The sequence below is a fragment of the Ruegeria sp. BA2 genome, assembly GCF_056539605.1.
Genome location: NZ_JBQFVE010000016.1, coordinates 45,006 through 61,319 on the forward strand (window position 1 = coordinate 45,006; position 16,314 = coordinate 61,319).

Annotated in this window: 19 protein-coding genes; 17 read left to right on the forward strand and 2 right to left on the reverse strand. The window is 55.8% G+C overall.

What is annotated here, in order from left to right; all coding sequences use genetic code 11:
• Positions 1-168: 168 nt before the first annotated feature.
• Entirely contained in the window at positions 169-1,458 is a 1,290-nt protein-coding gene (locus ACR0NN_RS22220) for a helix-turn-helix domain-containing protein (RefSeq protein ID WP_480685581.1), read from the reverse strand.
• Between the two features lie 367 nt (positions 1,459-1,825).
• Entirely contained in the window at positions 1,826-2,548 is a 723-nt protein-coding gene (locus tag ACR0NN_RS22225) for a hypothetical protein (protein WP_170602107.1), read from the reverse strand.
• 155 nt (positions 2,549-2,703) lie between these two features.
• On the opposite strand from ACR0NN_RS22225, the gene ACR0NN_RS22230 reads away from it, so the two are divergent.
• The 17 genes from ACR0NN_RS22230 to ACR0NN_RS22310 all read left to right on the forward strand — a co-directional run bounded on the left by ACR0NN_RS22230 (position 2,704) and on the right by ACR0NN_RS22310 (position 16,293).
• Positions 2,704-3,060: a hypothetical protein gene (locus ACR0NN_RS22230; protein WP_142638830.1), complete on the forward strand. Its 357-nt coding sequence runs from the start codon at positions 2,704-2,706 to the stop codon at positions 3,058-3,060.
• A 48-nt stretch (positions 3,061-3,108) separates the two neighbouring features.
• Positions 3,109-3,522 (forward strand): thermonuclease family protein, encoded by a 414-nt coding sequence (locus ACR0NN_RS22235; RefSeq protein WP_170417964.1) that lies wholly within the window; start codon positions 3,109-3,111, stop codon positions 3,520-3,522.
• Between the two features lie 462 nt (positions 3,523-3,984).
• Complete coding sequence (locus ACR0NN_RS22240; RefSeq protein WP_331252774.1) at positions 3,985-4,668, forward strand: lytic transglycosylase domain-containing protein; 684 nt, start codon at positions 3,985-3,987, stop codon at positions 4,666-4,668.
• Positions 4,665-4,946, forward strand: a complete 282-nt coding sequence (locus ACR0NN_RS22245) for an HAD family hydrolase (RefSeq protein ID WP_152460685.1) — start codon at positions 4,665-4,667, stop codon at positions 4,944-4,946. The genes ACR0NN_RS22240 and ACR0NN_RS22245 overlap by 4 nt, the downstream gene beginning before the upstream one ends.
• Before the next feature lie 3 nt (positions 4,947-4,949).
• Complete coding sequence (locus ACR0NN_RS22250; RefSeq protein WP_152460684.1) at positions 4,950-5,228, forward strand: VirB3 family type IV secretion system protein; 279 nt, start codon at positions 4,950-4,952, stop codon at positions 5,226-5,228.
• A complete protein-coding gene (locus ACR0NN_RS22255) occupies positions 5,203-7,587 on the forward strand; it encodes a VirB4 family type IV secretion/conjugal transfer ATPase (RefSeq protein WP_170702630.1) in 2,385 nt (794 codons plus the stop codon). Before ACR0NN_RS22250 ends, ACR0NN_RS22255 begins: the two co-directional genes overlap by 26 nt.
• Positions 7,584-7,721 carry a hypothetical protein gene (locus tag ACR0NN_RS22260; RefSeq protein ID WP_170417970.1) on the forward strand — a complete coding sequence of 46 codons (138 nt, stop codon included), beginning with the start codon at positions 7,584-7,586 and terminating at the stop codon, positions 7,719-7,721. The genes ACR0NN_RS22255 and ACR0NN_RS22260 overlap by 4 nt, the downstream gene beginning before the upstream one ends.
• Entirely contained in the window at positions 7,721-8,467 is a 747-nt protein-coding gene (locus ACR0NN_RS22265; protein ID WP_170417973.1) for a type IV secretion system protein, read from the forward strand. Before ACR0NN_RS22260 ends, ACR0NN_RS22265 begins: the two co-directional genes overlap by 1 nt.
• Positions 8,464-8,964 (forward strand): hypothetical protein, encoded by a 501-nt coding sequence (locus ACR0NN_RS22270; protein ID WP_170417977.1) that lies wholly within the window; start codon positions 8,464-8,466, stop codon positions 8,962-8,964. The genes ACR0NN_RS22265 and ACR0NN_RS22270 overlap by 4 nt, the downstream gene beginning before the upstream one ends.
• Positions 8,961-10,016, forward strand: coding sequence for a TrbL/VirB6 family protein (locus ACR0NN_RS22275; RefSeq protein WP_170417979.1), 1,056 nt, complete (start codon positions 8,961-8,963; stop codon positions 10,014-10,016). Before ACR0NN_RS22270 ends, ACR0NN_RS22275 begins: the two co-directional genes overlap by 4 nt.
• Before the next feature lie 26 nt (positions 10,017-10,042).
• Positions 10,043-10,678: a VirB8 family type IV secretion system protein gene (locus ACR0NN_RS22280; protein ID WP_170608324.1), complete on the forward strand. Its 636-nt coding sequence runs from the start codon at positions 10,043-10,045 to the stop codon at positions 10,676-10,678.
• Positions 10,678-11,493 carry a TrbG/VirB9 family P-type conjugative transfer protein gene (locus tag ACR0NN_RS22285; RefSeq protein WP_170417985.1) on the forward strand — a complete coding sequence of 272 codons (816 nt, stop codon included), beginning with the start codon at positions 10,678-10,680 and terminating at the stop codon, positions 11,491-11,493. The genes ACR0NN_RS22280 and ACR0NN_RS22285 overlap by 1 nt, the downstream gene beginning before the upstream one ends.
• Positions 11,493-12,173, forward strand: a complete 681-nt coding sequence (locus tag ACR0NN_RS22290; protein ID WP_170417989.1) for a hypothetical protein — start codon at positions 11,493-11,495, stop codon at positions 12,171-12,173. Before ACR0NN_RS22285 ends, ACR0NN_RS22290 begins: the two co-directional genes overlap by 1 nt.
• A gap of 11 nt (positions 12,174-12,184) precedes the next feature.
• The gene (locus tag ACR0NN_RS22295) at positions 12,185-13,018 is read left to right on the forward strand and encodes a TraB/TrbI/VirB10 family type IV secretion system protein (protein ID WP_170417992.1); all 834 of its coding nucleotides are present in this window, start codon (positions 12,185-12,187) and stop codon (positions 13,016-13,018) included.
• Between the two features lie 205 nt (positions 13,019-13,223).
• Positions 13,224-14,237 (forward strand): ATPase, T2SS/T4P/T4SS family, encoded by a 1,014-nt coding sequence (locus tag ACR0NN_RS22300; RefSeq protein WP_170417994.1) that lies wholly within the window; start codon positions 13,224-13,226, stop codon positions 14,235-14,237.
• Positions 14,238-14,249: 12 nt separating this feature from the next.
• Positions 14,250-14,408 carry a hypothetical protein gene (locus tag ACR0NN_RS22305; RefSeq protein WP_170417997.1) on the forward strand — a complete coding sequence of 53 codons (159 nt, stop codon included), beginning with the start codon at positions 14,250-14,252 and terminating at the stop codon, positions 14,406-14,408.
• Positions 14,401-16,293: a type IV secretory system conjugative DNA transfer family protein gene (locus ACR0NN_RS22310; RefSeq protein WP_170418000.1), complete on the forward strand. Its 1,893-nt coding sequence runs from the start codon at positions 14,401-14,403 to the stop codon at positions 16,291-16,293. Before ACR0NN_RS22305 ends, ACR0NN_RS22310 begins: the two co-directional genes overlap by 8 nt.
• Positions 16,294-16,314: the final 21 nt, after the last annotated feature.

Here is a 16,314-nt window from a genome sequence, read left to right on the forward strand (position 1 = left end):
CGTTGCCGTCGAGGCCGCTTAGCAACCTAAAGCTGAACAAACCACTCGGGAATTCCCGTAGCCAATCATGCATTTGAATACAGTTCTGTTCTGGAGGCGGAAACGGAGCGAAAACCTGCCGATGAGACACATGAATTGGAGAAGCTGGCGGCTCATAACCCGGCACGGCTAAAACCCGCTGCAGTGATCTTGCGGAAGCCCGTCTTCCTCCTCTCGGGCTCTACGCGCCAAAAGCCCCATGAAACTGGAAATCAGGTTCAGTTCACCGCGCTCATCTGCGTGCACCATACCGCGCAGATATCCGCCCGGATTAACCACTGGCGGCAACCGTGGATCGCTCAGCCTCGCGTCTGTGATCAACCCGGCCAGGATTGCACCCATCACGGTCAATCGGTCAATCGCCGTACGCCAAGCCGAGGCATTGGCGCCGATCTCCGACAATCGCGACCAAACGCCGGTCTCAATCGCGTAGAGCGACGGGCTGGAATTCTGATCTCCGCCACCCGCGATATCGATATGCATGCGCAGCTCGGGTGAGGCCAGTTCATATAGGATGCGGTTATTCACCCGCGGTAGTTTTTGGGCCTTGCGCGATGCCGTATCTGTCGGATGATTGCTTTCTAAGCAATGCGGAGGGCCGTCAGGCCCGGAGCCGGAACAATCTGGTTCCGAGGCTTTTGCCGAGGACATTGAACTCTCGCCATCGGCGTTACAGGACAGAATTGTTTCTTCAATTTGGTCTTGTATATGGCACCCGAAACAAGCTTCGGGTTCACCCGAAATTTCACCGGGTTTTGCGACATGCTCTTCGATCCGGCTCCAAAGGTCGTAAGCCGCCTGAACATGTAGCTTGAGCGCCTCCAGCGTCATGTATTTCAACTTGTCGGCGCGCGGCCAGGATCGAAGTTCCTCCTTCATGCCTTCCAGACTTTCAGGAGGGCAGGGGAGTAAGAGAAGCACGGCCAGACTATGTTTCACATATCGGTAAAGCCGTGATCGATCCCCGCGCAGCTCGTCCTGTTCTTTCTTCTCGGCCTTGCTGCGCACGTCCGCGTCGCGCATCTCGGGAATGAGGTTCAGGGCAGGGGTCAGGAAGAGTCCAAGCTTCTTGCGCTTACAGCGCGCGCCATTTGCGCCAAGCCTGCGTTCGATCAGACCAATCCTTTCCAGCTCACGTTCGTGATTGTGGATTGTCCGATCTGTCACGCCTCGCCCGGCAATGAGGGTTTCCTGGCGCGCGTAGCAAAAGGGTTCCTGAGACGGGTCTCGAAAAGCACATGGCGTAATCATATCGATGATGATCTCTAAGGTGCGAATACACTGGGCTAATGCGCCTCTGATCTGCGCATATCCCACGCAGAGCTGACGTAACCTGTCACGGTTCCAGCCCTCAGGAAGGCCGTTGTGAAAGCGAATATTATCGTGGTGATGGGCGGATGCGATCTGCCGAAAGCTCATGGATTTGGCCTCATTTGGCAAAGGTCAGTGTTGATATCGCGGCTTCGCGGGGCAGGGTGTTCGGAATGGTTCAACGGTCTCATGGTCTGCTTCTCATTGGGGAAGCAAGGCGGCTCGAACCTCAGCAAAAAGACACAGAAAAACCGTTCGCACAGATGCGTTTGTCCTTGTCAGTAATTTTGGAGTTTCCTATAAATCAGGTGATCAAACGTGACTTAAGAAGATCCCCGCTGAGGCCCCGCCTTGCGGGGGTTTTTGTTTCTGGGATTAAGTTTTTCCTCCGGGCCAATCGGCCTGGTTTAAAAATGCAGCTGGCGATTTTTGGTGGCATAGCCAGGAGCAACGCGTTGTACCGCAGGTCAGCACCTCAATATCGGATGAGTTCGTAGTCGCTGAACCCGAATGTGTCGGTCCACTCGACGCCAACGCCGCGGAAGTAGCTGGGAGGTTCACAGCGATTGCCCAGTGGCAGCCAGTAAGGGATTGGGGCAGGAGCGCGCTCGGACCAGCGAAAATTCGTATTATCGTCGTAGGTGCCAACCACAAGATCAAGCGAACGCTCGCAATCTCCCTCCCTTGAACGACGGCGATAGCTGTAGTGGCGCACATCCCAAACCCTGATGGATCTCACAACGTCGAAATCGGAAGAAGAAAGATCGACGCTGATCGGGGTGGCTTGGAAACCGTCACCGTATTGGCCGTGATGTGCATCGATCCTTCCTATCGAGATCGCTGCGTCTACCAGTATTGGCTTAGCGGTGTCATCCGATGGAAGCTCTGGAACTGGGCTAGCACTGGTGCGCTTGATGGCTTCCAACCGTTCCATAGGACCCAAGTCCGAGGGGCTGTGTGACGTATTCATCGGACAGCGCCAGAGTTGAAGCGGCGGTTCGACCGGGTAGGGTGTGATGCGCCGAATGAACTCCGCCTTGGCTGCGACGCAATCAGCCGAACTTGGCCAACCCCCGGCGAGGCAAAGGAATATGGCACAGTCAATTGGATAGGCACGAGCCTGCGTGGCTGGCAGTGCAGCGAGTGCAACTGCAAGGGCCTTCGCGCGAGTTCGATTTCCGGATTTTGAGTGTTTCAAGATGGTCTCTCCTGCTTGCGAATCGCCTAAGCAATATCCGGCCAATATATTTCTGACAATCCAATATCGTATATTGGCGGGTTTTCTTATATTGACGTAGATTGTGTTTTAGTCCACAACTTTTGGATGTAGAAGACGGCCCATAGGGGGTCGTCATGGCGGACAACAAGAGACAATACACTGTGGTAACCATCGAGATGGTCCGGGGCCTGAAAGAGGATCAGGTTCCCTTTACATGCCGCTACGAATTTATCGGACTCGCTTCCCTTGGACGACCTAAGTACCACTGCATTTACAGCTCGCCGAACTATGTCGGGGCCTTGTGCAAGTCGAAGATCTCTCGAGCGGGCGCTGAGCCCAGAGAGTTCGATCTTTGGCCGGGCCTCTTCAAGCATCATCAGGAATTTGGTGATGGGCGCATTCTCTGCGTCAAATCAGACTATACGATCGAGTCGATTACCCCAGAGGGTCTCGAAGCAGCTCAGGCCCTGGACGCGAAATCCAAAACCTGATCGGTCACGTTCGAGAACCCGGCTCATCAAAATGCTGGGGCAGGGCGCATGAAACGGCTCTTGTTTCTCAGCGCTGCACTCGCGTCCTTGTTCATTGCTGCAGTTTGGATTGAACCAGCTAGGAAAACAAAGACTCTCGGCGCATCCGAGGTGATTGCCGTTGACGGTGACACGATCGACCATGGTGACGACCGATACCGGCTTATTGGGTTTGATACGCCTGAGACATTCCGGGCTCAGTGCGATGCTGAGAGAGCTTTGGGTCTACGAGCCAAGGACCGGCTGACGGAGCTCATCAACTTCGCGGGCGTAATTGAACTTGAGATTGAGCTGCACTTTGACGTCCACGATCGCTTCTTGGCGCTTGGGCGCGTGTCTGGACAGAACGTCGGGGCCATCCTGATTTCTGAAGGTCTGGCGCGCCCGTACTCGGGTGGCAAGCGCCAGTCCTGGTGCGGCTGAAAGAAAGGATAAAACAACGATTTATGACAGCAGAGAGAAACGACTAAGCAATAAGCAGTCCTGCCGATTGCGCCAACAATCGACAGGACAAGAAACGCCCTTAATCCATCCGGGCATTCCTCCAACATCAAGAGAGAACTGTACTATGGTAAAAACAGTAGTCCGAGATGCCGGTCCTAGATTGGGCAGCACCGCGACAGAGTCAATGGGTGCAAACCTAGACAACGCGTCTGCACCTCCGATCCCTTAGCGCTGTCTGACGATTGAGGCGCGCGGGACATCCGAACGTTCCAGCCAAAACATCTGACTAAGAGATCCGAACCAGACATTGGTCTTTTGCGGCGCCACTGAAGGTTCAGTGCTGTGTCCCAGCACCCGATTCCCCACCGCTCAGATGACCTGAAGTCGACCCCATAATAGTAATTATGTAAAAACTACTGACCTAATTTGGAGGACAAATTAGTGACCAGCTCCATCAAAAGCTTCACCGATAACAGATGTCGGATCAACGCCGTTTGGCCGTTGTTGGCGTTCTTGACGGCGACTTTCGGAACGGATGTCTGTGCCCAGGTCATTGAATACGAACCTGATGGAAGCGTGTATCTAAACGGCATTCGCGCAGAAATCGTTGATGGCGTCGTTCGTCCAATCCGGATGCGTGAATACACGCTTAATGAAAAGCCGGAAGCACCAACCCCCAAACCGCAGGCAAAGATCGAGATTGCGGGCAAAGCACCGCGGCCTCGCAGATCCTCGGGCGGCTGGTCGCAAGAGCGGATCGTCAAAGAAATCCATGCAGCGGCAAAACGGCACGACATTCCGGCCGAGTTGTTCATGGCACTGGTCTGGCAGGAAAGCCGGTATCGCGCTGATGCTCTGTCGCCCAAGGGTGCCTATGGCTTCGCACAGCTCATGCCCGGAACGGCGAAAGACCTGGGCGTGAACCCAAAGAACCCTGCAGAAAATCTCGACGGTGGTGCCCGCTATTTGGCGGCGCAGTACCGCGAGTTCGGAACCTGGAAGCTGGCGCTTGCCGCCTACAACGCCGGGCCTCACCGCGTCGTCGAATACGGCGGCGTCCCCCCCTTCACCGAAACCCGCAACTACGTGCGGATCATCCTAAGCAAAGTGAGTAAAGACCTATGAAAAGAACCCACTTCTACCAGCAGATGGCGTTTTTCGCGATCACTGCGTTCATCATCACCGCAGCGCCCGCCTCCGCTGGCTGGCTGCAAGATGCCATTGGCGATTTCATCAACGAAACACTGGCCGACTCGAAGGTCGTTGGCGTCAGCCTTGCCGCTGTCGGCTTCATCTGGGGCTGTCTCGCCTATGTGTTCGGCTGGGGTTCGTTGAAAGGCCCGGTAATCGCTATCGTCGTCGGCGCTGTTATCGGCCTCGCTGATACATTCATCGGAGGCTGATTGATGCCGCGCCGCAATACGGTCTTTCGCGGCCTGAGCCGCCCCGCAGAATGGGGCGGCCTACCCGTGATCTATCTGCTGGTGATCCTCGGGATGACCATGCTTTCGTTCTTCATGTTCGGGATAGCGCCAGCAATCATTGCGGGTTTTGTTTTCTACACCGGGCTTCGCCTCTTTTACGAATGGGAACCGGCTTTCTTCCGCGTCCTGTCCGTAACCCTTTCCAAAACTCCGCGCACCAAAAACCGCCAGCATCATGGGGGAGATTACTATAGTGCCTAAGCCTGCTGCACAGGATTTGTGGACCCTTGCCCGCTCGTTGATCGAGCCGAGCTGGCGCAAGGATGAAATGAGCCTCTTTCAGATGTTGCCTTATGGCTATGTCGTGGACGATGAGGTTATTTCCACACGCAACGGTGGCCTTATCGCCGCTGCAGAAATCACCGGAATCAATGCAAACACGCTGGACGAAAACGAGTTCGAGTTCCTGGCCGAACGGTTTGAGCGTGTGTTGCGCACAACACCCAATGAGGTGGCATTCTACGTTCATCGACTGACCGTCCCGGCTGAGACGGGTCATGTCATCACAGATCCAACCGGCTTTGCCGGTGCAGTGGCACAGGCCATGCGCTCAGCTTCCGTCGATGCAGAGCTGAAAGAACGCAAGATCATCATCAGCGCCATTCTGCAAAAGCGGCAGGATGAGCGGGCAAAACAGATGTTCGGCATGTCGTCTGGAACGATAGACGAGGAACGCCGCGAAATGATCGAACAGCTCGACGGTGTTTTCACAACACTGGCGGGCACGCTGGGCGAAAGCCGGGTGCGCCGGCTGAAGCTCAGCGAGGGGCGTTGGCTCGGCTATTATGGAATGCTGTTGAACGGTCGGTATCAGCCGATCATTCACACGAACATTGCAGAACCCATCGCCTTCAACATGCCGCAAGAGGATGTGCTGTTTCAGGGCAAGACCGGCAAACTGGTCACGGGCGACGATCAGGAACGCTCCATCCGTGTCTATTCCCTGAAGAATTACCCGATGGCTTCGTTCCCCGGCATTTTCGACGGGCTGGACCTGCCGGTTGATGTTGTGATTTCGCAATCCTTCCTGCCGATCAGCCGCGCCCAGGCGCAGGAAATGGAACGCCGCAAGTCGGGACAAATGCGCTCGGCAGGCGACAAAGCGAAGTCGCTTGAAGAAGATTTGTCCATTCTGGCGGACGGCATTGCCTCCGGCACCATGTCACTCGGCAAGCACCACCTGTCGATCTGTGTGTTTGGGAACGAGGAAGATCTGAAAACCGCCGAAAAACACATCATCGGTGAAATCCAGATTTCGGGCGGCACGGTCAAACGCGAAGCGATGTCGGCGCGGTCGGTGTACTTCGCGCAGCACCCCGGCAACTTCGCATTCCGTCCTCGTGAAGAACTGATCACGGACCAGAACTTTGCGGACATGGTTGCGTTCCACATGCGCCCTAAAGGGTTGGATGCGGAAAAGCTGCCCTGGCCGGGGCCATTGGCGACTTTGCCGACAACGCACGGGGACAGCTACGATGTTTCGCTGCACCTTCCCAAGACCAGCAAAGACGCTGAAAACCTGCCCTCCGGCCACACAATCGTTCTGGGGCCGAACGGATCGGGTAAAACTGTGACCGCGATGCTGCTGGCGACAACGGCGGTTGCACAGGGCGCGCGGATCATCGCTTTTGACAAAGACCGGGCGATGGAGGCCCCCATGCGTGCGCTCGGCGCACAGTACACCCGCGTCCGAGTTGGTGAACCAACCGGCATGAACCCGTTTCAGACCGAGACGGATGAGGCTGGGCAAAGCTGGCTCGCCAATTGGGTCATTGCCCTGTTGAGCTATGACGAACCACTGACCACCGATCAAAAGGATGAAATCACGCGGGCTTGCCAAGCGAATGCCACTTTGCCGCCTGCGCTTCAGAACTTCGATTCATTGGTGGAACGGTTCAGAGCCTTTGACGATGACAAGAACCTGTACAAGCGTGCAAGTGAATGGGCTGGCGAAGGCCGCTTGTCCTGGATGTTTGGCGAGGGTGGCTCAGATCCGTTTGCTGCTGGCGCCCGTCATCTTGTTTTCGACATTTCCGAGGTTCTGGATGACGAGTTGGTGCGGCTGGCATGGATCAGCTACGTCATGCGCCAGATCGAACGCCGCTGCGCCACCAAGATACCCACTGTCTTTGTGATTGATGAAGCATGGGTAATTGCTGGCAACCCTTATGGCGCTGGCATTCTCATAAATGCCTACACCACGTATCGGAAGCTGAACGTCATGATGATGATGATGACGCAGATCCCCGATCACCTCCTGTCGTCGGCGGCAAGTAAGTCGATCCTGGAAAACACCAGCACGCAGCTCTTGTTCCCCTCTCGATCCGGCAATGAAGCAGACTACCGGGCAATCGGCTTGAACGATTCAGAGCTGGCCGCGCTGAGGGCGCATTTTGGCGACCGCGTAATGCTCATGAAAAAGGGTGATGAGAGTGTTTGGCTCGATGTCGATGTCGGCGCTCTCGGCCCGCTTCTCCGTGTTCTGAGCGGATCAGACGGAAAATCGTTCCCTGATCCTGACTGGCGAAAAAACCCCAACTTCTGGAAGGAAATCACATGAAAACCCGCCTTGTAATCGCCCTTGTAGTTCTGGCCGCTGTCTCAGCCTGCACCAGCACCTATTCGGGCTATCGCAGCAAATGCGCCTGCGACTTTGAGCGCATGACCCCCCCTGAAAACTTGGAGCTTGTCTGATGAATATTTCAAAGAAATTCCGCACAACCATTGCTGTTTCAGTTCTGGCCGCCCTGCCCGTCATGGCATCGGCCCAGGGTGTTCCGGTGGTGGACTCTGCATCCATCACGCAGGACGCCGCCAATTCGGCCAAAGAAATCGCTGAAATGGTCCGCCAGTACGAGCAATTGCTGGAACAGTACGAGAAACTGGAACAACAGCGGGCATTGCTCGAAAACTCCTTCAAAACCATCAGCGGTTTGACAGATCTGGATGAGTTCAACAGCCGCAGCTTTTTGAAACTGGCGACTGCTGCTGACACGCTCGGCTACGCACTGGATGCAGCGGAGGGCGGTATCTCCGGCCTGCCCGATGTCGCTGCGCAGGCAATGGAACGTCGATCAATCAACCTCGGCCTGAACGATGGCATCTTGTCCGACTTCAGCGGATCGGATGTGCAGGCTCGCCGCATCCTGTCTGAGCGTGGTGGTGCGGGCCTGATGGCGTCGGCGTTGGGTGAGAATGGCTATGACATGGCCGGTCAGCTCTCCGAAGATGCTGAAAAACTGCGCGGTGAAATCGGTCAGCAAGAAGATCTGAAGGATGCAATCGACTATAACACGGCGGTTCTCCTGAAACTCCTGCAAGTTGAAATTGAAATCTTGCGCGCAACCTCGGCTAATGCTCTGGCGTCGGGCACGGATCTGGCTGCAACCGCTGCTGATCTTTCGACACTCAGCAACTATGTACGAGGAACCTCACAATGAAACTCCGCTCAACTCTCATCCTGACCATTGCAGCCGCCGTCGTTATGTCGGGTGCTGCATCGGCACAGGTGAAGCTGCGCCCGTCACCCAAGGTCGATATGCCGTTCGATGAATATCGTAAGTGCCTTGGGTACTCGGGCGCGAGTGAGTACGGTCGTCAATTCGTCAAAGACGATCAAGCGCGCATGGCCGAAGCGGGCCAATCCGCAGACAAGCAGCCTCTTGTGACCAACTGGTCGGTGGTGATCCTGAATGAACAGGTCATAGCAGCGCACGAGGCCACCATCGAGCAATGTAATCTGCGCAAGTCTGGCGAGACCTACAGCACCGAATGTCCGCTGGGTGGTTTGAGCCGTGAGGACGCGGCCCAAAAGGTCGGAGCTGACCAAGACGAGTTTTGGACCCAACCGTCCGACAATCTTGCCGCGCTTAAAAAAGAGCAACGGACCCGTCTGGAAGCTCTGCGCCCTGCAATTGAGGAGGCTTGTGGGCCGTGATCCAAGATTTCGTCAGCTCGATTGAGGCTGCGCTTAATAACTTCTCGCAGCAAGCATACAACAGCCTGGCGGCGGATCTTGCATCCGCCCTCTGGGCAATAGCCGCGCTGATCTTCGTGGCAATGCTGATCAACGGTGTGCTTCAAATCCGGGAAATCGGGTTTGGTGGCTATGTCGGCTGGATCATTCGGGCGACGATCATCATTGGTATGGCTTCCAGCTGGAGCTTCTTTCAGCCCATTTATCAGGGCATTTCGAGCCTCCCAGACACGATTGCCGGAGAATTGACCGGCACAACAAATGTCTGGGAAGCACTCGATGACATTGCGCTTCAGTGTTTCTTGATGGGCCAGCAGGCCATTGAAAACGCGACCTGGGGCCTGAGCATCACCGGGGCTATTCTCTGGGTTGTTGGGGCTGTCATCGTAGCTTTTGGCACCGGCATGGCGCTGATCGCAAAAGGCGGTCTGGCGGTCCTGCTGGGACTAGCGCCTGTTTTCATCGCAACGCTGCTCAGCTCAGCAACAGCCAATATCTTCGCAGCCTGGGCGAAAACGACTGTTGGCCTGATCATGGTCATCGTCGTTCTGACAGGTATTGTTTCTCTTATTCAGGCCCTTTTCAGCTCAGAACTGACCGCTGTTGAGGATGTGAACAATATGGAGGCCAGTGGCCGGTTTTTGGCGATCTGCATTGTGTCAATCGTGATGCTCACGCAGATCCCATCGCTCGCGGGCGGAATGTCGGGTGCAATCGTTTCGGCATCCTCGGGTCTTGCCGTGGCAACTGGTGCCGTCGCTGCCGCAAGAAGTGCATTGGGCACTGCAAGCGACGGCGCAAGGGGTGCAGTAGCCGGTGGGAAAACCGCCGCCGCGATGGCCTCCGCAGCCCGCGATGGGACAGGTGTTCGTGACAGCGCCTCGCGCGCGATGCAAGCGCGTCGGGACATTGCACACAGAGCCCGCAATCAGGATGGGGCGGCTCGACAGAGCTACGCCGCTGACCGTTACCGGCAGAGCATTCGACAAGCTCGCGTCAATAAATCTTCCTAAATCGAGGTATTGAGCTGATGTCACACGTGACAGATCACGAAAAAGAACTCTTTCTGGGTGCACGCCGCGATGCCTTCAAATGGCAGGTATTCGGCATGGTCGGCATGGCAATGGGCGTGGCCTCTATGATTGGTTGGGCGATGCTCCTTCCCTTGAAGGAAATCCGCGCGGTGCCATTCTCCATTGATCCGGACACGAAACTGCCGGTCCTGCTGACTGAAAAAGTCGAAGAACTGGAACCTTCTGAGGCGATGGCCTTCCGTGAAGTCGCAAATTATGTGCGCGACCGGGAAACCTATGATGTCCAGGACAACAACGAGCGCCTGAAATCGGTGCTGCGTCGTTCTGATGAGCTGGCCGAAACGTCCTACCGCGAACTGTGGGACGGGTCGAACGACAACCATCCGGACGAAATCTATACGCCCAAGACAAAGGTGCAGACCGAAATTCTGGGCGTGTCGCCGGTCAACGATGCGACGGTGCAGGTCGAGATCCGCAAGTCCCTGATCGTTCCAAACCAAGCAACGGCCTCAGCCCGCTACGTGGTCACAGTGACCTATGGGTTTGAGGAAAAAATCGTGACGTCGATGGACGAACTTTTGGAAAATCCATTCGGCTTCGTCGTCACCAACTATCGCGTAGACGCAATGGGAGACATCTGATGCAGCGTTCTTTCAAAACACTCACCGCCACCGCCGCAGCAGTTTTGGCATTCTCTACGCCTCTGCTCGCTGAAATCACACCGACACCGGACGGAAAGAACGCGGATCACCGCATCACGCATTTCCATTACGTCGAGAACCAGGTGTACCGCATCCCTGTGGGTGAACGCCTGATTACCTATGTTCACTTTCCGCAGGGCGAAACCGTCCGCAGCATTGGTGCGGGCGACACTGAAAGTTTTCAGATCACTCGCCTTCAGGAAGGTCGCGTTATTGCGTTCAAGCCGGAAATCCTGAACTCGGATTCAAACCTGACTGTCCTGACCAATCGCGGCACATACAACTTCTATCTGGTTCCGGCCGAGAGCGCCGCCGAACGCAAACGTGTTCCGTTCCGGGTCACGTTCTACAACAAAAACAACAGCGGCGGGACTACAACGCGCCGTGGCACGGTAGCGCGCAGCGAACCGAAACCAACAGGCCGCTTCGTCAACCAAAACTACTCGCGCTCGGGCAAAGCTGACTTCGCGCCTACTGCCGTGTGGGACGATGGCGTTCACACCTATATGCAGATCCCGCAGGATGCGGAGTTGCCGGGGATCTTCCGTGTCCTGCCTGATGGCCGCGAGCTGATGGTGAACACCACAGTCAAAGAGCGCGGCATTATCCAGGTGCAAGGCCTTTCAGATCTTTGGACACTGCGCATCGAGGACACTTCGATCTGTGTACGAAACGATGGCGACGCGTTTCAGCAGGCAAGTGTGAGCGGTCGGCCCGTCACTTCACAGACAGTTAAACCGGGGGGCAGCAAGTAATGAACCGCGATCAGACAATTGCGGCACGGGCGGCGGCTGAACAGCCGTCGCAACGTGTCCGGAAGAAGTTCGACCCAAAGAAGCTGATAACTGTTGCAATCGCAGGGGCGGTGTTCCTGGGCTTTGTATGGTTTGTCATGGGCGACGAAAACAAAAGCACCAACACGGGTGTCCGCGTTGACGCTTTGCAACAAGGCGGTGGCGAGCGATACGGGCTTTTGACCGCACGGGGACCAGAGGTCGATGAGCCGGAACAAGAGGCTTTGCCCGAGGAAATTGCGGTGGCAACACCGGTAGCAGTGCCGCAGGTCGATTCCGAAGGGCTGAAACAAGCCCTGAAAACAATCGAGCAACAGAATGGCCGGATTTCCGATCTGCAAGACGAGCTGACGGACGCCAAAGTTTCGCTGTCAGAAAAAGACGGTGAAATCGCAACGCTGAACCTGACCAATGAACGCCTTCAGGTCAGATATGATGAGCGCGAGAAAAAGTTTCAGACTGAGCTTGCCCAGGCGGTTGCTGATGCAGAGGCCCGGGCGCTCGCCAGTATGAGCCACTTGCAGACTACGGGTCTGACTGATGATGAGCGGCGCAGGCTTGAAGAACTCAAGCGGATGCGCGAGCGCCAGAACCAGTCAGACGGCATCGTGTTCGATGAAAACCCATACGGCAGAAACTAATGGAGCTGACGATGAACAGAACAGCACTCACCCTCGCCCTGGTTGCTTTGGCGTCAAGCGCGATGGCACAGGAAGCACCCGGTCAAAACTACCAGCCGATCAATGGTGGATCGCAGCCGGTCATTTTCCAACCCTTCCCTGCTGCGCCGCAGCCGGTTCAAGTCCAGCCAGACGACACCCGCTTACCTGAAGAACAGCGCGGCTATCAGGAAAACCCGAATACGACATGGCAAAACAATCTGGTCGAAGAATATCCACCCATCGTCGGGGCCTCGATCATTGACGATCCGTCGCGCACCTTAACGCAAGGCACGGTCTTGTCGGCGCTATTCGGTGGGGCGGTCAGCTCGGAACTGCCCGGTAGTGTCGTGGCAACGATCACACGCGGCGTCTACTCGATGGACGGCACACGTTTGCTTCTGCCTCGTGGATCGAAGCTCTATGGCGAGTATCGAGCGGATACGACATTGGCGCAAACGCGCATCATGATTGTTTGGAGCCGTGTCATTACACCGGATGGCCTTTCCGCTCAGATCGGCTCAGTTGGCACGGACGGACAGGGCCGCACCGGCGCGACCGGCAGGGTGAACACACACTTTGGGAAGCGGTTCGGCACGGCTGCGTTGTTGTCCATCATCGGTATTGCCCCTGTGGCGCTGGTGTCTGACAGCGACAGCAACAACTCGGTCAGAACGGATCTGGCAACCCAAGTGGGGTCTAACCTGCAGAACGCCACGGCAGCGGCGCTTGATGAATACCTGCGCATCACTCCGACAATCTTTGTCGATCAGGGCAGTCGTATCAACGCGATCCTGCAGCGCGACGTTGTGTTCGATAGCTTCTGAGAGCGAGCCAATGAGCCGACCGCCTCAGCGGTCTTTCCGGCCGCTGCCAGCATGATCGAGTGCGGTAGCGGCCTTTTTTGAAGCAAATTCAGCACTTTTTGGAAGCAATGAATCTTATGTGGATGCCTTCGTGTTCGAGGCAAAGCCGAGATGCAGCGAAGGCAACCTCCAGTGTTCCAAAAAGTGCTCTACCAAGGACAAGAACATGAGCGGGCGGAACGGGAATAGCCTTCTGGAATACTATACAGGCAAGATCGAGCATCTGTTACACGATGAAAGCCTGAGCGAAATTTCTGTGAACCCTGACGGATCGGTCTGGGTCGAAGAAATGGGCACAACGCACATGACCAGGACAGACATCACTCTGAACAGAGACGATGTAGAAAACATCGGGCGCTGCGTGGCCGGTTTCAGCGATGTAACATTCGGAGAAAAGAAGCCGATTGCGACGGCCAACGTGCCGACACAGCAGGGTAAAGCGCGGGTTCAGGTCGTGATTCCGCCAGCAACAACCGGCGTGGGGTCCGTTGCGATCCGTCTCCTGCGCGTGAAAAACGTCGATCTGGGCGCGTTCAGCTTCGCCAGCAAAGAGGCGGCGTTGGCAGAAAACAACGATCATAGCGCGCTTGAAAATGCTCGGGCTGTTCTCGCTGACGGAACAATGAACTTTGACGAGCTGGCCGACCTTGCAATGCTTAGCAAATGGAACGTGATCATTGCCGGGGGCACCTCGTCCGGCAAAACCACTGTCCTCAATGCAATGCTGAAGCGCGTCGATCCGGGCGAACGGATCGTGACGATTCAAGAAGTGGCCGAGTTGGACATCGAGCAACCCAATTCTGTCGATCTGCTTGCCGACCGTTCCGAAGAAGATGGCCCTCGATCACCAACAAAGCTGCTGGAATCGGCGCTTCGCCTCCGGCCTGACCGCCTCGTCTGCGGTGAAATCCGAGGCGACGACGCGAATATGTTCTTGGAACTGGTGAACACCGGCCACGATGGATCTGTCTGCACCATGCACGCGAACTCGCCCGTAGATGCCATTGGACGGATGAGCAAAATGGTGCGTCGCGGATCTCCGACCGTTCAAAAGTCAGAAGTGGTCGATGACATCCGGGCCACCATTCACATGATCGTTCACATGAAGAAAATCGGGGACGAACGGAAGGTCAACGGCGTGATCTTCCCGCCTCTGATGACTGCTGAACAACTGAATTGAAGGAGTACAAAGATGAAGAAATTCGAGTACCGAGACGTGCCTTTTTCGGAATGCGACGACGCCAGCGAGAAATTCGCAAAGCTGGGCAAAGAAGGTTGGGAAATGGTTGGTGTCGCACGTGCAGAATTTGGCATCGTGTGCTTCTTCAAACGCGAGCTGACCGATGGCTGAGTTTCAGGATCTACCCAAAGGCAAGAAGGTCGCGATAGCCGGTACTATGGGCTTTATCGCTACCTCGGCTTGCGCGGTGTTGGTGGTCGGGCTGGCGCTCGAATACATCAACACCAGAGGCTTTCGCGGGCTGGACATCTGGGCGATCCCAGAGAAGTTCATGGCACAGCCTGCAGAGACGCAGCAGATCATGGGTCTGGTGGCGGTGGTCGCAGTGGGTGTTTTGACCTTTGCATTTGTGGCGGCTGCGCTGCGTGGTCCCTCAACGAAATACGGTGATGCGACCTTTGCAAAGGCCCCTCAGCTCGTCCAGGAAGGCTATGCGTCGGTTCTGAAGCTCAAAGACAAATTGGATAGTGAAATCGTGTTTGCCAAATTTGGTGAGCCAAAGGACAAAAACGCGATCTACTATAAGCCCGGCCCCGGTGTCCAAAAGCCGCACGCGATGTTCATTGCCCCGTCTGGTTCGGGCAAAACCAGCGGCTTTGTGATCCCGAATGTCCTGCGTTTCAATGGGTCTTGCGTCGTCCTGGACATCAAGGGCGAGATTTTCCAGACAACCGGCGCGCGTCGGGCAGCAATGGGCGATGAGGTTTTTGTGTTCGACCCCGAGAACCCCGACAAAAGCCACAGCTACAACCCTCTGCGCCGCGCAGCACGTGCCGACAATCTGGACCGGCGATGGGAAGAAGTGATTCAGGTTGCAACTCAGATGTTCGACACGCCCAGCTCGTCCGCGCAGGGCTTTATGGGTGGTGTTGAAGGCATGTTCTGCGCAATGGCGATGCTGGCGATCAAAAGAAAGCGGCCATACATTTCCGAAGTCCTGCGCCTGGTCAAAACGACCAAGCAAAAGGACTATGAGAAAATGGCTGAAGAAGTTGGATATGCGCGAGCTGCAGATGAGTTTCTGAATCTTGCAGCCGAAGAATCCAAAATCCTGCGGTCAACGATTTCGGTTATGTTGAACTCCGGCCTGCAGCTCTGGCGCAACCCGTCGGTAGCAAGAGCCACGCAGGGCAATGACATCAACTTTGAAGATCTGCGTCGGCGCCCCAGCTCGATCTACTTTTCCGTGCCAGGGAAAAAGGTCAAAGAGTTCCGGACGCTCATTCGCCTGTTCTTCCTCGATCTGGTGAACACCATCGAAACTGTTGAGCCGGGCGAAGATGAGCCGTTCAAGGTTTTGATGCTGCTCGATGAGTTCCAACGCCTCGGCCATCTTGAGCGCGTTGTTGAAGCCTATGACACCATGCGATCGTTCGGGGGCAGGCTCGTGGTGATTTCGCAAACACTGTCGCGCCTACAGGACATTTATGGGCACGAGGGTGTGCGGGCGATGCTGGCAAACGCTGGAACCCAGATGTTTGCCGCCTCAGAGGATTCCGAAGTACGCGAACATGTGTCCAGGTCCATCGGGGACAAAACGGTCATAAGCAAGTCGAAGTCTCGAGCACTCGGCAAGATGGAAATGGGCAGCATATCAGAGCGTGAAGAAGGCATTCGCCTGCTCCGGCCCGAACACGTTGGCCGATTGCCTGAAAATGAAGTTGTGCTGATCCGCGAAGGCAAGATGCCGGTGATTGCAAACAAGATCCGATACTTCGAAGATCCCTATTTCATGCAGTTCCTTGGGGGTGATGCTCCAAAGATCAAAGGTACACATCTGGATCTTGCTGAAGAACAGGCCAGGGACACGGCAAAGGCTCTGGCGGATGCGAATCCGGCCCCTGCCCCGGTGAAAGAGGTTTCTGAAAAAGACCAGGAACTTCAGGCGGCATTTGATGCGCAGCGCACGGTCGCAAAGCGGAAAAGTCGGTCAGCGAAAGATATGGCGATGGAGAAAATGAAAGCCAAACGGGCTGAAAGTAGCGCCTTCACTTGACGGGGGTAACAGGACGCGGCC